14 protein-coding genes are annotated in these 11,751 nt (G+C 71.6%); 12 read left to right on the forward strand and 2 right to left on the reverse strand.

Annotation, left to right across the window (positions count from 1 at the left end; all coding sequences use genetic code 11):
* The first annotated feature begins 8 nt into the window (after positions 1-8).
* From KAK06_RS09675 to KAK06_RS09715, 9 genes are all read left to right on the forward strand, one after another.
* On the forward strand, positions 9-413 hold the full coding sequence (locus KAK06_RS09675) for a hypothetical protein (protein WP_210801745.1): 405 nt from the start codon (positions 9-11) through the stop codon (positions 411-413).
* Positions 414-451: 38 nt separating this feature from the next.
* Positions 452-1,177, forward strand: a complete 726-nt coding sequence (locus tag KAK06_RS09680; protein WP_210801747.1) for an AzlC family ABC transporter permease — start codon at positions 452-454, stop codon at positions 1,175-1,177.
* The gene (locus tag KAK06_RS09685) at positions 1,174-1,503 is read left to right on the forward strand and encodes a branched-chain amino acid transport AzlD family protein (protein WP_210801748.1); all 330 of its coding nucleotides are present in this window, start codon (positions 1,174-1,176) and stop codon (positions 1,501-1,503) included. Before KAK06_RS09680 ends, KAK06_RS09685 begins: the two co-directional genes overlap by 4 nt.
* Positions 1,504-1,548: 45 nt before the next feature.
* On the forward strand, positions 1,549-2,742 hold the full coding sequence (locus tag KAK06_RS09690) for a phosphoglycerate kinase (protein WP_210801750.1): 1,194 nt from the start codon (positions 1,549-1,551) through the stop codon (positions 2,740-2,742).
* A 205-nt stretch (positions 2,743-2,947) separates the two neighbouring features.
* Positions 2,948-4,204 carry a cyclic di-GMP phosphodiesterase gene (locus tag KAK06_RS09695; RefSeq protein WP_210801751.1) on the forward strand — a complete coding sequence of 419 codons (1,257 nt, stop codon included), beginning with the start codon at positions 2,948-2,950 and terminating at the stop codon, positions 4,202-4,204.
* A 31-nt stretch (positions 4,205-4,235) separates the two neighbouring features.
* On the forward strand, positions 4,236-6,305 hold the full coding sequence (locus KAK06_RS09700) for an EAL domain-containing protein (RefSeq protein WP_210801753.1): 2,070 nt from the start codon (positions 4,236-4,238) through the stop codon (positions 6,303-6,305).
* A 51-nt stretch (positions 6,306-6,356) separates the two neighbouring features.
* Positions 6,357-6,668 carry a DUF1840 domain-containing protein gene (locus tag KAK06_RS09705; RefSeq protein ID WP_210801754.1) on the forward strand — a complete coding sequence of 104 codons (312 nt, stop codon included), beginning with the start codon at positions 6,357-6,359 and terminating at the stop codon, positions 6,666-6,668.
* Positions 6,668-7,333, forward strand: coding sequence for a histidine phosphatase family protein (locus KAK06_RS09710; RefSeq protein WP_210801755.1), 666 nt, complete (start codon positions 6,668-6,670; stop codon positions 7,331-7,333). Before KAK06_RS09705 ends, KAK06_RS09710 begins: the two co-directional genes overlap by 1 nt.
* A 6-nt stretch (positions 7,334-7,339) precedes the next feature.
* The gene (locus KAK06_RS09715; protein WP_210801757.1) at positions 7,340-8,386 is read left to right on the forward strand and encodes a sterol desaturase family protein; all 1,047 of its coding nucleotides are present in this window, start codon (positions 7,340-7,342) and stop codon (positions 8,384-8,386) included.
* A gap of 1 nt (position 8,387) precedes the next feature.
* On the opposite strand, the gene ruvB is transcribed toward KAK06_RS09715, so the two are convergent.
* Positions 8,388-9,452, reverse strand: coding sequence for a Holliday junction branch migration DNA helicase RuvB (gene ruvB, locus KAK06_RS09720; protein WP_210801759.1), 1,065 nt, complete (start codon positions 9,450-9,452; stop codon positions 8,388-8,390).
* Positions 9,453-9,541: 89 nt separating this feature from the next.
* On the opposite strand from ruvB, the gene KAK06_RS09725 reads away from it, so the two are divergent.
* From KAK06_RS09725 to KAK06_RS09735, 3 genes are all read left to right on the forward strand, one after another.
* Entirely contained in the window at positions 9,542-9,901 is a 360-nt protein-coding gene (locus KAK06_RS09725) for a DUF2946 family protein (RefSeq protein ID WP_210801761.1), read from the forward strand.
* Positions 9,902-9,984: 83 nt separating this feature from the next.
* On the forward strand, positions 9,985-10,638 hold the full coding sequence (locus tag KAK06_RS09730) for a helix-turn-helix domain-containing protein (RefSeq protein ID WP_210801762.1): 654 nt from the start codon (positions 9,985-9,987) through the stop codon (positions 10,636-10,638).
* A 36-nt stretch (positions 10,639-10,674) separates the two neighbouring features.
* On the forward strand, positions 10,675-11,142 hold the full coding sequence (locus KAK06_RS09735) for a copper chaperone PCu(A)C (protein WP_210801763.1): 468 nt from the start codon (positions 10,675-10,677) through the stop codon (positions 11,140-11,142).
* 9 nt (positions 11,143-11,151) lie between these two features.
* Here KAK06_RS09735 and ruvA read toward each other — a convergent pair whose 3' ends face one another.
* Positions 11,152-11,727, reverse strand: coding sequence for a Holliday junction branch migration protein RuvA (ruvA, locus tag KAK06_RS09740; protein ID WP_210801765.1), 576 nt, complete (start codon positions 11,725-11,727; stop codon positions 11,152-11,154).
* Positions 11,728-11,751 lie beyond the last annotated feature (24 nt).

The raw sequence follows: 11,751 nt of genomic DNA on the forward strand, positions 1-11,751 counted from the left end.
CCTTCTTCATGCGCCCGATCCTGACCCTGTCCGTCCTTGCCGGCACCCTGCTGCTGGCGGGGTGCGACCAATTGGGCATCGAATCGGCCACCGTGGTGGCCGAGAAGCGCTCGGCCGAGGGCAAGGCCATCGGCGGCGCCTGCCGCCATGCAGCCCGCGCGATCGAGGACTGCTACACGCTGAACAAGAAGGCCGACAAGGCCGCGGTCTACGCCGGCTGGCGCGACATGGACGACTACATGCGCGAGAACAAGCTCGAGCCCGTGCTGCCGCAGATCAAGCCCGAGCCCAAGAAGAAGCCCCCGCCCGCCGATGGCGAGGCGGCCGTGGCCGAGGCAGACGCCGAGCCCAAGGCGGGCCAGGACGCCAAGGACGGCCACGACGCCGCCCCGGCCGCGCACGGCAAGCACTGACGTCCACCCCGCCATCGCCGCCATAGGACAATGGCGGGATGCTCGATTCCTGGCGCCGCCTGCGGCGCGATCCTGATTTCCACGCCGGCGCGCGCGAGATGGCCGGCATTGCGCTGGGCATTGGCGCCTGGGGACTGGTCACCGGTGTGGCCATGGTCAAGAGCGGCCTGGGCGTGCCGCTGAGCCTGCTGATGACGCTGACCGTGTTCGCCGGCAGCGCGCAGCTCAGCGCGCTGCCGCTGATCGCCGCCGGTGCGCCGATCTGGGTGGTTTGGGCCACCGCCGCCTGCGTCAACCTGCGCTTCGTGATCTTCAGCGCCGGCTGGCGCCCCTACTTTGCCCACCTGCCGCGCCGACAGCGCCTGCTGATGGGCTATGTCAGCGGCGATCTGAACTACGTCTGCTTCATGCGCCGCTACCCCGAGCCGGTGCCCGCGCCGGGTCAGCTGGCCTATTACTGGGGCGGTGTGGCGGTGAACTGGTGCGCCTGGCAGGCCATGTCCATCCTGGGCATCGTGCTGGCCGACCAGGTGCCCACCGAATGGGGCCTGGGCTTTGCCGGCACGCTGGCGCTGCTGGGCCTGACCGGCTCGCTGCTGACCGACCGCGCCACCTGGATCGCGGCGGCGGTGGCCGCCTGCGCCGCGGTGGCCGCCTATGCGCTGCCACTGCGCCTGAACATCGTGGTGGCGATCGCCGCAGCGGTGGCCGTGGGCATTGTGCTCGACCACTGGAAGCCCGCGCAGCGGCCGGGGGCCGCATGACGGGCTGGGAAACCGCACTCGCCATCCTGGGCCTGGCCGTGATCACCGTGCTGACGCGCAGCTTCTTCCTGATCCCCGAGCGTGAACTGCCCATGCCGGCGTGGCTGCGCGAAGCGCTGCGCTACGCCCCACTGGCCGCGCTGTGCGCCGTGGTGGCGCCCGAGATCGTGCTCACCCAGGGCCAGTTGATCCACACCTGGCAGGACGCCCGCCTGTACGCCGCCGCCGCCGGTGCGGCGTGGTTCTGGTGGCGCCGCGGCATCCTGGGCACCATCGTCTGCGGCACGACCGTGATGTTGACGCTGCGCCTGGGCCTGGGCTGGTGAATCCCGATAATTCGATCTGTTGAACCCCCGAAGAGAGCCAAGACCATGAACGTGATCCGCTTCGCCGACCTCGTCGCCCAGGGCCGTGCCCAGGGCCAGCGCGTCTTCATCCGCGCCGACCTGAACGTCCCGCAGGACGATGCCGGCAACATCACCGAAGACACCCGCGTGCGTGCCTCGGTGCCCTGCATCCAGCTGGCGCTGCAAGGCGGCGCTGCGGTGATGGTGACCAGCCACCTGGGCCGCCCCACCGAGGGTGAGTTCAAGCCCGAGGACTCGCTGGCCCCGGTCGCCAAGCGCCTGGGCGAGCTGCTGGGCCGCGAGGTCAAGCTGGTCGCCAACTGGGTCGACGGCGTGGCCGTGCAGCCCGGCGAGGTGGTGCTGCTGGAGAACTGCCGCGTCAACAAGGGCGAGAAGAAGAACAACGAAGACCTGGCGAAGAAAATGGCCGCCCTGTGCGACATCTTCGTCCACGACGCTTTCGGCACCGCCCACCGCGCCGAGGCCAGCACCTACGGCATCGCCCAGTTCGCCAAGATCGCCTGCGCCGGCCCGCTGCTGGCGGCTGAAATTGACGCGATCAGCAAGGCCCTGGCCAACCCGAAGCGCCCGCTGGTGGCCATCGTCGCCGGCTCAAAGGTCAGCACCAAGCTGACCATCCTGCAGAGCCTGGCCAAGAACGTCGACGGCCTGATCGTCGGCGGCGGCATCGCCAACACCTTCATGCTGGCTGCCGGGATGAAGATCGGCAAGAGCCTGGCCGAGCCGGACCTGCTGGGCGAGGCCACCGCGGTGATTGCCGCGATGAAGGCGCGCGGCGCCGAGGTGCCCATTCCTGAGGACGTGGTCACCGCCAAGGCCTTCGCGGCCGACGCGCCGGCCACGGTGAAGGCCGCCACCGAGGTGGCGGATGACGACCTGATCCTGGACATCGGCCCGAAAACCGCGGCCAAGCTGGCGGCGCAGCTGAAGGCCGCAGGCACCATCGTCTGGAACGGCCCGGTGGGCGTGTTCGAGTTCGACGCCTTCGCCCAGGGCACCGAGGCCATCGCCCGTGCGATTGCCGAATCGGACGCCTTCAGCATCGCCGGCGGCGGCGACACGCTGGCCGCGATTGCCAAGTACGGCATCGAGCAGGACGTGGGCTACATCTCCACCGGCGGCGGCGCCTTCCTGGAGGTGCTGGAAGGCAAGACCCTGCCGGCCTTCGAGATCCTGGCCAGGCGCGCCGCGGCCTGACCCTCCGGGCACCCCACGCCAGGCGGCCTTCGGGCCGCTTTTTTTCGCCCCCTCGGCCGCTGCGGGCGCAACTTGAGGGGATCCGGAAAGGCTGTCCCCTCCATCCGGGCATGGGCTGCGTCGCCTCAAGTTCGGCCACCGCAGCGCCGAAGTCCCTCCCAAGGCCGCGGCCAGTGGGCGGCGGCGTGCGATTCGAGGATGTGAGATGACCGAGACCGTCGATGTCAGCCAGCTGCGCGTGGGGATGTTCGTTCACCTGGACGTGGGCTGGATGTCGCATCCCTTTCCGCTCTCCAGCTTCAAGATCGCCTCGGCCGAGCAGATCCAGACCATCCAGGGCCTGGGACTGAAGCAGCTGCGCTGGAGCCCCGAGCGCAGCGACCCGGCGCCGGTCAGCCTGGAGCTGCCGGCCCACACCGCCGCCGCCGAGGAAGCCCCGGCCCCCGACCCGGCCGAGCTGGCCCGGCGCGAGCGCGCCGCCCGCCTGGAGGCGCAGCTCGACGCGATGCGCCAGTGCGAGCGCCAGTTCAGCGAGGCCTGCCGCGACCTGCGCCGCATCAACGACTGGGTCACCGGCGAGCCCGAGCATGCCCGCGCGGCGACCCAGCAGCTGAGCCAGGCGCTGATGGACAAGATGCTGGTCGATGGCGAGCTGTGCGTGCGCGTGCTGGGCGAGCAGCAGGGCGACCGCCTGTCGGCCCATGTGATGAACGTGACGGTGATCTCGATGCTGCTGGGCAAGGCCCTGGGCTTCGACGCCGAGGAGATGATGGCCCTGGGCAGCGGCGCGCTGTTGCACGACGTGGGCAAGCTGAGCCTGCCCGACCGGCTGCGCCTGGGCCACGACAACTTCAGCGCCACCGAGCAGCAGCACTACCGCGAGCACGTGGCGCTGGGCGTGGCGCAGGGCCGCCGCATGGGCCTGACGCCGCAGGTGCTGCTGGTGATCGCCCAGCACCATGAGCTGGCCGACGCCTCGGGCTACCCCAGCGGGGTGGGCCTGGACAAGATCAGCACCGCGGCGCGCGTGGTGTCGATGGTCAACCACTACGACAACCTGTGCAACGCCGCCTCGGTGGCCCAGTCGCTGACGCCGCACGAGGCGCTCTCGCGCATGTTTGCGCATGCCCGCGGCAAGTTCGATGCGGTGATGCTCAACGCCTTCATCCGCCTGATGGGCATCTACCCGCCGGGCTCGGTGGTGCAGCTGTCGGATGACCGGCTGGCGATGGTGATGTCGGTCAACTCGGCGCGCCCGCTCAAGCCGCGCGTGCTGGTGATGGATCCCGGCGTGCCCAGCGAGCAGGCGCTGCACCTGGACCTGGAGCAGGTGCCCGACCTGGGCATCCGGCGCAGCCTGCGCAGCGACCAGCTGCCCGGCCGCGCGCTGGAATACCTGGCGCCGCGCAAGCGCGTGGCCTACTTCTTCGACGTCGAGACGCCGGCCCTGGAGCAGTCATGACCGGTGGCAGCCAACAGCCATGGAGGCGGCGGTGAGCGGCCCGGATGCCGGCCTGGCCTGGTGGGCCGGGCAGGCCCAGGGGCAGGCGGCCATCCTGGCGGCCCTGGACACGCCGGCCTGGCTGGTCGAGGCCGATCACCTGACGGTCCTGCAGGCCAATGAGGCGGCGGCCGCCTTCCTCGGTCGGCCGCAGCAGGCGCTGCCCGGCCAGGACGCCCAGGGCCTGCTGCCCAGCCTGGAGGACCTGGCCTTCTGGGGCGAGGCGCAGGCCGGCCAGGCCACGACGCTGGATTCCGAGATCGACCTGCCCCGCCCGGGCGGCGGCGAGGCGCGCATGCGCCGGCGCATCAGCCGCCTGCCGGGCGAGGGCCCCGGCCTGTGGCTGGTGCAGCTGCAGGACCTGAGCCGCGAGCACGCCGCGCAGCGCGAGCGCGAGCGCGCGCTGGCCGAGCTGCGCGCCACGCTGGAGGCCACGGCGGATGGCATCCTGGTCACCGACCTCAGCGGCGGCATCCAGGCCTTCAACCGCCGCTTCGCCCAGCTCTGGTCGCTGCCGCCGCAGGCCCTGGAGCAGCGTGATGACGAGCGTGTGCACGCCTGGATGGCGCTGCAGACCACCCAGCCCCAGGCCTGGCGAGCGCGCCTGGCGGCGCTGCGCGAGCACTGCCTGACCTCGGCCAACGACACCGTGCGCCTGGTCGACGGCAGCCTGCTCGAATGCCACACCCAGCCGCAATGGAGCCAGGGCCGGCCGATCGGTCGCGTGTTCTCGTTCCGCGAGCTGAACCGGTTGCGCCCTGGGGCGCCGCGCCGCGACGGTGACGGCGCGCCCGATGCCGGCAGCCAGCTGCCGCACCGCGCCACCTTTGTTGCCCGCGTGGATGATGCGCTGGCGCAGGCCCGCGACAGCGGCGCCAGCCTGGTGGTGCTGTGCGTGGACGTGGACACCCAGGCGCTGTGGGGCGCCCCGGACGCCGCGCTGCCCAGCGAGGACCGCTGGGCCGCGGTGGTGCGCCTGCTGCGCGCTGGCCTGCAGGCGCCGGCCATGCTGGCGCGGCTGGGCGCGGCGCGCTTCGGCGTGCTGCTTGAGAACGCCAGCGAGGCCAAGGCCGAGGCCGTGGCGCGCCGCTGGCAGACCCTGGCCGCCGCCGAGGCCCAGGGCGCGTTCAGCCCGCCGGTGGTGGGCGTGGCCGCCTATCCGCAAGCCGGCAACTCGGCCGACGAGCTGCTGGCCCATGCCGAAAACGCGTTGGCGCGCGCCCAGGCGCTGGGCGAGTCCTGCCGCACCCACCAGAGCAGCGGCGAATCGCGCACCCAGCGCCAGCAGCGGCTGGAGGCGGCGCTGCGCGACGGTCTGGCGCAGCCGCAGTTCCGGCTGCAGTACCAGCCCCGCATCGACATGGCCCAGGGACGGCCCTGCGGCCTGGAGGCCCTGGTGCGCTGGAAGGACCCGCTGGCCCACCGCGAGCTGCTGCCCGCGCAGTTCCTGCCGCTGGCCGCCCGCGCCAGCCTGATGGCCACGCTGGATGAATGGGTACTGTCCCAGGCCGTGCACCAACTGGCCCGCTGGCGTGCCGGCGGGCTGATGCTGCCGGTGTCGGTCAACCTGAGTTCGGCCTCGCTGCTGCGGCCCGGTCTGGCGCGGCGCATCGAGGCCCTGCTGACCCATGCCGGCGTGCCGGCGCAGGCGCTGTCGCTGGAGCTCAGCGAGGATGCGCTGAGCACCGATCCCGAGGCCACCGTGATCACGCTGCGGACGCTGCGTGCGCTGGGCCTGGGCGTGGTGCTGGACGGATTTGGTCGCGGCGAAAGCTCGGCCACGCTGCTGCAGCGCCTGCCGCTGACAGCGGTCAAGCTCGACCGCAGCGTGCTGCACGACGCCATGCGCCACGCCCAGGGCGCCGCCTGGCTGCGGGGCACCACCGCCCTGGTGCGCGCGCTGGGCCTGGACTGCCAGGCGGTGGGCATCGAGACCGAGGGCCAGCGCCTGGCGCTGGCGCAGGCGGGCGGCCAGTCCTGGCAGGGTTTCCTGCATGGCGCGGCGCTGGATGCGCAGCGCGTGCCCAACTGGTGCGCGCGCGCCGGCGCCGCGGCCGCCTGACGCCCCCAGGCACAATGCACGCGGAGGGCCCAGCGGGCCCGGGGAGCGTGCGTGATCTACAAGTTCAAGAGCAAGGCAGCCGGTGACGTCATCATGCTTGGCCCCAATGGCGACCGGGTGCTGGGCCTGATCGGCAAACCGCCTGGCGGCCCCGGCATCCTCGAGCCGCAGGACATGCCGGCCGCGGTGGTCGCGCTGCAGACCGCCATCGAGGCCGACGAGGCGGCGCGCGCCGCCGCCGTGGATGATCAGGACCCGGCGGCGCGGCCCGAGGCGATCTCCTTGCGCCAGCGTGCCTGGCCGCTGGTCGAGATGATCCGCCGCGCCCAGGCGGCCGACGAACCCATCGTCTGGGGCGCCTGATGCCCTATCCCGAACCGACACGTGTGATCGCGGTGCGCCACGGCGAGACGGCCTGGAACGTTGACACCCGGCTGCAGGGCCAGCTCGATGTGCCGCTCAACGAGCGCGGCCGCGAGCAGGCCCGCCGCGCTGCGCGCGCACTGCGACACGACCCGCCTGACGTGATCTACGCCAGCGACCTGTCGCGCGCGCTGGCCACCGCCCAGGCCACCGGCGAGCTGCTGGGCCGCCCGGTGAGCACCGACACCGGCCTGCGCGAGCGGAACTTCGGCATCTGGCAGGGCCACACCTACGCCGAGGTGGCTGAGCGCTGGCCCGAGCAGAGCGAGCGCTGGCGCCGCCGCGAGGCCGGCTTCGGCCCCGAGCAGGGCGAGACGCTGCAGGGCTTCTTCGACCGTGTGGTGGCCTGCGCCACCCGCCTGGCCAGCGCCCACCCGGGGCAGACGGTGCTGATGGTGGCGCATGGCGGCGTGCTGGACTGCCTGTACCGTGCGGCCTCGCGCATCGCGCTGAATGCACCGCGCACCTGGGAGCTGCCCAACACCGGCATCAACCGCCTGCTCTACACCGGCGAGGGCTTCACGCTGGTGGGCTGGGCTGATGTGCAGCACCTGGACGACGACGCCCGCGACGAGTCCAACGACCGGGTGGGCCACGCGGCCTGAGCGGCGATGCAGGCGGCCCAGGTGATCGTGCTGGCGGTGCCGGTGTTCCTGGCGCTGATCGGCCTGGAGTGGTGGTGGGGACGCCGGCGCGGCTTCGACACCTACCGCCTCAACGACGCGCTGGCCAGCCTGTCGCTGGGCGTGATCAACCAGGTCGTGCCACTGCTGCTGCGCTTTGGCATTTACGCCTGGGTCTGGCAGCACGCGGCGCTGTGGCACCTGCCGGCGCAGGCGTGGTGGGTCTGGCTGCTGGCGCTGGTGGGTCTGGATTTCTGCTACTACTGGCTGCACCGCGCCGGCCACCGCGTGGCCATTTTCTGGGCGGCCCATGCCGTTCACCACCAGAGCGAGGAGTACAACCTCAGCACCGCGCTGCGCCAGACCGGCAGCGGCTGGCTGCTGGGCTGGGTTTTCTACCTGCCTTTGGCCGTGCTGGGCGTGCCGCCGCTGGTCTTTGCCACGGTGGGGCTGATCGACCTGCTCTACCAGTTCTGGGTGCACACCCGCCAGATCGGCCGCCTGGGCTGGTTTGACCGCTGGTTCTGCTCGCCCAGCAACCACCGGGTGCACCATGCCGTGAACGACCGCTACCTGGACCACAACTATGGCGGCATCCTGATGGTCTGGGACCGGCTGTTCGGCACCTTCATCGACGAGGACGACGACGAGCCCATCGTCTATGGCACGCGCACGCCGCTGGCCAGCTGGGACCCGCTGCGGGCCAATCTGGTGGTCTACCGTGAGCGCTGGGCGCTGATGCGCCATGCGCGGGGTTGGCGTGAGCACCTGGCGGTGTGGCTGGCGCCGCCCGACTGGAAGCCGGCAAACGCGCCGGCCTCACCGCCGTTCGTGCTGGCACGAGCCGCCTACGATCCGCCGGTCTCGCGCCTGCGGCAGGTGGCGGCGGTGGCGCTGTTCGGTATGGTGTTGCTGGCCACCGCGCAGTGGCTGTGGATCGCCCACACTCTGGCGCCGGTGGCGCTGTGGAGCGGCGCGGTGGCGATCGTGGCGTCGACCTGGGGCGTGGGACGCTTGCTGTCTCCGCCCGTGTGACTCAGCGCTCGAACAGGTCGCCCGCGCGCTGCGGCGGCGCCAGGCCCAGGTGGCGCCAGGCCATCAGCGTGGCCACGCGGCCGCGCGGCGTGCGCTGCAGAAAGCCCTGCTGGATCAGGTAGGGCTCGATCACGTCCTCGATCGTGCCGGCTTCCTCGCCGATGGCCGCGGCCACGTTGTCCAGGCCCACCGGGCCGCCGTCGAAGCGGTGGATCACCGCCTCCAGCAGCTTGCGGTCCATCAGGTCGAAGCCTTGCGGGTCGACATCGAGCATCTTCAGCGCGGCGTCGGCCATGGCGCGGGTGATGCGGCCGTCGCCCTTGACGTCGGCGTAGTCGCGCACGCGGCGCAGCAGGCGGTTGGCGATGCGCGGCGTGCCGCGGCTGCGGCGGGCGATCTCCATGGCGCCGTCGGCGTCGATCGGCGCGTTCATCAGGCCGGAGGAGCGGGTGACGATGCGCGCCAGTTCGTCGGCGGTGTAGAACTCGAGCCGGGCCACGATGCCGAAGCGGTCGCGCAGCGGGTTGGTCAGCATGCCGGCGCGGGTGGTGGCGCCCACCAGCGTGAAGGGCTGCAGGTCCAGCTTGATCGAGCGCGCCGCCGGGCCCTCGCCGATCATGATGTCGATCTGGTAGTCCTCCAGCGCCGGGTAGAGGATTTCCTCGACCACCGGGCTCAAGCGGTGGATCTCGTCGATGAAGAGAACGTCGTCCTTTTCCAGGTTGGTCAGCAGCGCGGCCAGGTCCTTGGGCTTTTCCAGCACCGGGCCGCTGGTCTGGCGCAGGTTGACGCCCAGTTCGGTGGCGATGATGTGGCTCAGCGTGGTCTTGCCCAGGCCGGGCGGGCCGAACAGCAGCACATGGTCGAGTGCCTCGCGGCGCTTCTTGGCGGCGCCGATGAAGATCTCGAGCTGCTCGCGCGCCTTGGCCTGGCCCACGTACTCGTCCAGCAGCTTGGGCCGCAGCGCCCGCTCCAGCGCCTCTTCCTGCGGGGTGGCGGCGGCCGCGGTCAGCACCCGGGGCGCGCGCGGCAGGTCGGCGCCGAAATCGTCGGTCTGGATGGACATACAGTCATTATCGACCCATTCGCCGGTCGTGGGGGGGCTTGCGCTGGATCTGCTCCGGGCGCCGCAGATCACCCTAGAATCAGCCACACATGCTGCACCATCTGCGACATCGTCTGGCCCACGCTGCGCTGCTGGCGTGGATGGCGCTGTTCGGGTTGTTTGCGGCGCCCACCGTGTCACGCAGCCTGGCGGCGGTCGACCCGATCGCCTACGCCGCGGTCTGCAGCGCCGCCGGTGGCACCGAGGCGGCGACCGGTGTGGGCCTGGGTCATGTGGGCGAGGCCTGTGGCCTGTGCGCCGTGGCGGCCCTGCCCATCGTGCCGACGGCCGCCAGCGCCAGCCTGGCCCTGCCTTCCTTCACGGCCCTGGTGGCCCCCCAGGTGGCGCTGCCGTCGCGGCAGGCTGCCTGGCGCCACGCGCGTTCGCGCGCACCTCCTCTGCTCGCCTGATGCCTCAGCGCGGGCCGCGGCGTGATGCCGGGCCCGCAGTCGACATCGGTATGCGCGGCGCGGCCGCGCCGGAGAGGATTCCCATGAACCATGTTTCCCACGCTGAGAGCGTGCCGGCCCCGCTGGGCCTGGCCACCGGCGAGACACTGTTCGAGGCCGGCCACAGCGGCCCGGTCTGGCAACTGCAGTCCGGCGCACTGCGCCTGGACCAGATGGACCGCGAGGGCCAGCGCTTTGTGCAACTGGTGTTGCCAGGCGACCTGGTGGGCGCTGAACAACTGGCGGCCAGCGGCTATGCCCACTCGGCGCGCGCGATCGTGCCCAGCGTGGCGGTGCAGCGCGCCGTCGGCGGGGACGCCGAGCGCCGGCTCTTGCTGGCCGAGGCGCTGCTGGGCCAGCTCTCGCGCACCGGCGACCTGATCGCGCTGCGCACCGGCACCGCCCAGGAACGCCTGCGCCACCTGCTGCTGCTGCTGTCCGGCGCCGAACCCGGCTGGGACGAGGCCGTGGCCAGCCAGCGGGCGCTGCCGACGATCAAGGACGTCGCCGCGATCATTGACACCGCGCCCGAGACCGTCTCGCGCATCTTCGCCAACCTCAAGCGCTCGCACCTGCTCGACGGCCGCCAGCGCCAGGGCGCGCGCTTCAGCGCAGCCCGTCTGCGCGAGCAGGTCTGGCCTGCCGGCATGACCCGCAGCGACGGCGCGCTGCGGCCCTTGCAGCTGGCCGAGGCCTGAGTCCCCCTTTCTTCCACCCCCCTCAGAGGACCCCCGATGACGTTGAAACACCTGGCCGCCGTGGCCTTTCTTGCCAGCCTGTCCGTGGGCTCGGCCCTGGCCCAGACCGCGGTCAGCGAGGCCTGGGTGCGCGGCACCGTGCCGGCACAAAAGGCCACCGGCGCCTTCATGCAGATCAAATCCGCGCAGGGCGGCCGGCTGGTGTCGGCGGCCTCATCGGTGGCCGGCGTGGTCGAGATCCACGAGATGAAGATGGACGGCAACGTGATGAAGATGGCCGCGCTGCCCAAGGGCCTGGAGTTGCCGGCCGGCCAGACGGTCGAGCTCAAGCCGGGCGGCTATCACGTGATGCTGATGGAGCTCAAGCAGCCGCTGAAGGACGGCGACAGCGTGCCGCTGTCCCTGGTCGTCGAGGGCAAGGACGGCAAGCGCGAGACGCTGGAGCTGAAGGCGCCGGTGCGGCCGCTGGGCGCCGCCAACCCGGCGGCTATGCACCAGCACTGAGTCAGCGCGTCAGCCCAGGGCCTTGAGCGCCAGCTTGATGCCCTCGCTGACACCCACGTCCGGCGGCAGCTTCTTCAGCGCCGCCGCGGCGTCCTTCTCGCCATAGCCCAGCGCCATCAGCGCCTGGACGATGTCGGCCTGGCTGTCGTTCACCACCACCGAGCCCGCCGGCAGGCCCAGGTCCGGACCCAGCTTGCCCTTCAGTTCGAGCAGCAGCCGCTCGGCGGTCTTCTTGCCGATGCCGGGCACCTTCTGCAGCCGGCCACCCTCCTGGCGCGACACCGCCGCAGCCAGGTCGGCCACACTCAGGCCCGACAGGATGGCCAGCGCGGTGCGCGGGCCGATGCCCGAGATCTTCAGCAGCTCGCGAAAGGTGGCGCGCTCCTCGGCGCTGAGAAAGCCGTAGAGCAGTTGCGCGTCCTCGCGCACCACGAAATGGGTCAGCAGCGTGGCGCGTTCACCCAGGCCGGGCAGGTTGTAAAAGGTGCTCATCGGCACATCGACCTCGTAGCCGACGCCGCCGACGTCGATGAGCACGCGCGGCGGGGTTTTCTCCGCGACGATTCCCGTGAGGCGACCGATCATGGCGCCGCATCATACGGTGGTGGA

It is taken from the genome of Ideonella aquatica, from assembly GCF_018069755.1.
Classification (GTDB): domain Bacteria; phylum Pseudomonadota; class Gammaproteobacteria; order Burkholderiales; family Burkholderiaceae_C; genus Ideonella; species Ideonella aquatica.

Bases quoted from the DNA above. Each gene is read 5' to 3' on its own strand.
- KAK06_RS09675 (WP_210801745.1), top strand. From the start codon at position 9: ATGCGCCCGATCCTGACCCTGTCCGTCCTTGCCGGCACCCTGCTGCTG.
- KAK06_RS09680 (WP_210801747.1), top strand. From the start codon at position 452: ATGCTCGATTCCTGGCGCCGCCTGCGGCGCGATCCTGATTTCCACGCC.
- KAK06_RS09685 (WP_210801748.1), top strand. From the start codon at position 1,174: ATGACGGGCTGGGAAACCGCACTCGCCATCCTGGGCCTGGCCGTGATC.
- KAK06_RS09690 (WP_210801750.1), top strand. From the start codon at position 1,549: ATGAACGTGATCCGCTTCGCCGACCTCGTCGCCCAGGGCCGTGCCCAG.
- KAK06_RS09695 (WP_210801751.1), top strand. From the start codon at position 2,948: ATGACCGAGACCGTCGATGTCAGCCAGCTGCGCGTGGGGATGTTCGTT.
- KAK06_RS09710 (WP_210801755.1), top strand. From the start codon at position 6,668: ATGCCCTATCCCGAACCGACACGTGTGATCGCGGTGCGCCACGGCGAG.
- KAK06_RS09715 (WP_210801757.1), top strand. From the start codon at position 7,340: ATGCAGGCGGCCCAGGTGATCGTGCTGGCGGTGCCGGTGTTCCTGGCG.
- ruvB (WP_210801759.1), bottom strand. From the start codon at position 9,452: ATGTCCATCCAGACCGACGATTTCGGCGCCGACCTGCCGCGCGCGCCC.
- KAK06_RS09725 (WP_210801761.1), top strand. From the start codon at position 9,542: ATGCTGCACCATCTGCGACATCGTCTGGCCCACGCTGCGCTGCTGGCG.
- KAK06_RS09730 (WP_210801762.1), top strand. From the start codon at position 9,985: ATGAACCATGTTTCCCACGCTGAGAGCGTGCCGGCCCCGCTGGGCCTG.
- KAK06_RS09735 (WP_210801763.1), top strand. From the start codon at position 10,675: ATGACGTTGAAACACCTGGCCGCCGTGGCCTTTCTTGCCAGCCTGTCC.
- ruvA (WP_210801765.1), bottom strand. From the start codon at position 11,727: ATGATCGGTCGCCTCACGGGAATCGTCGCGGAGAAAACCCCGCCGCGC.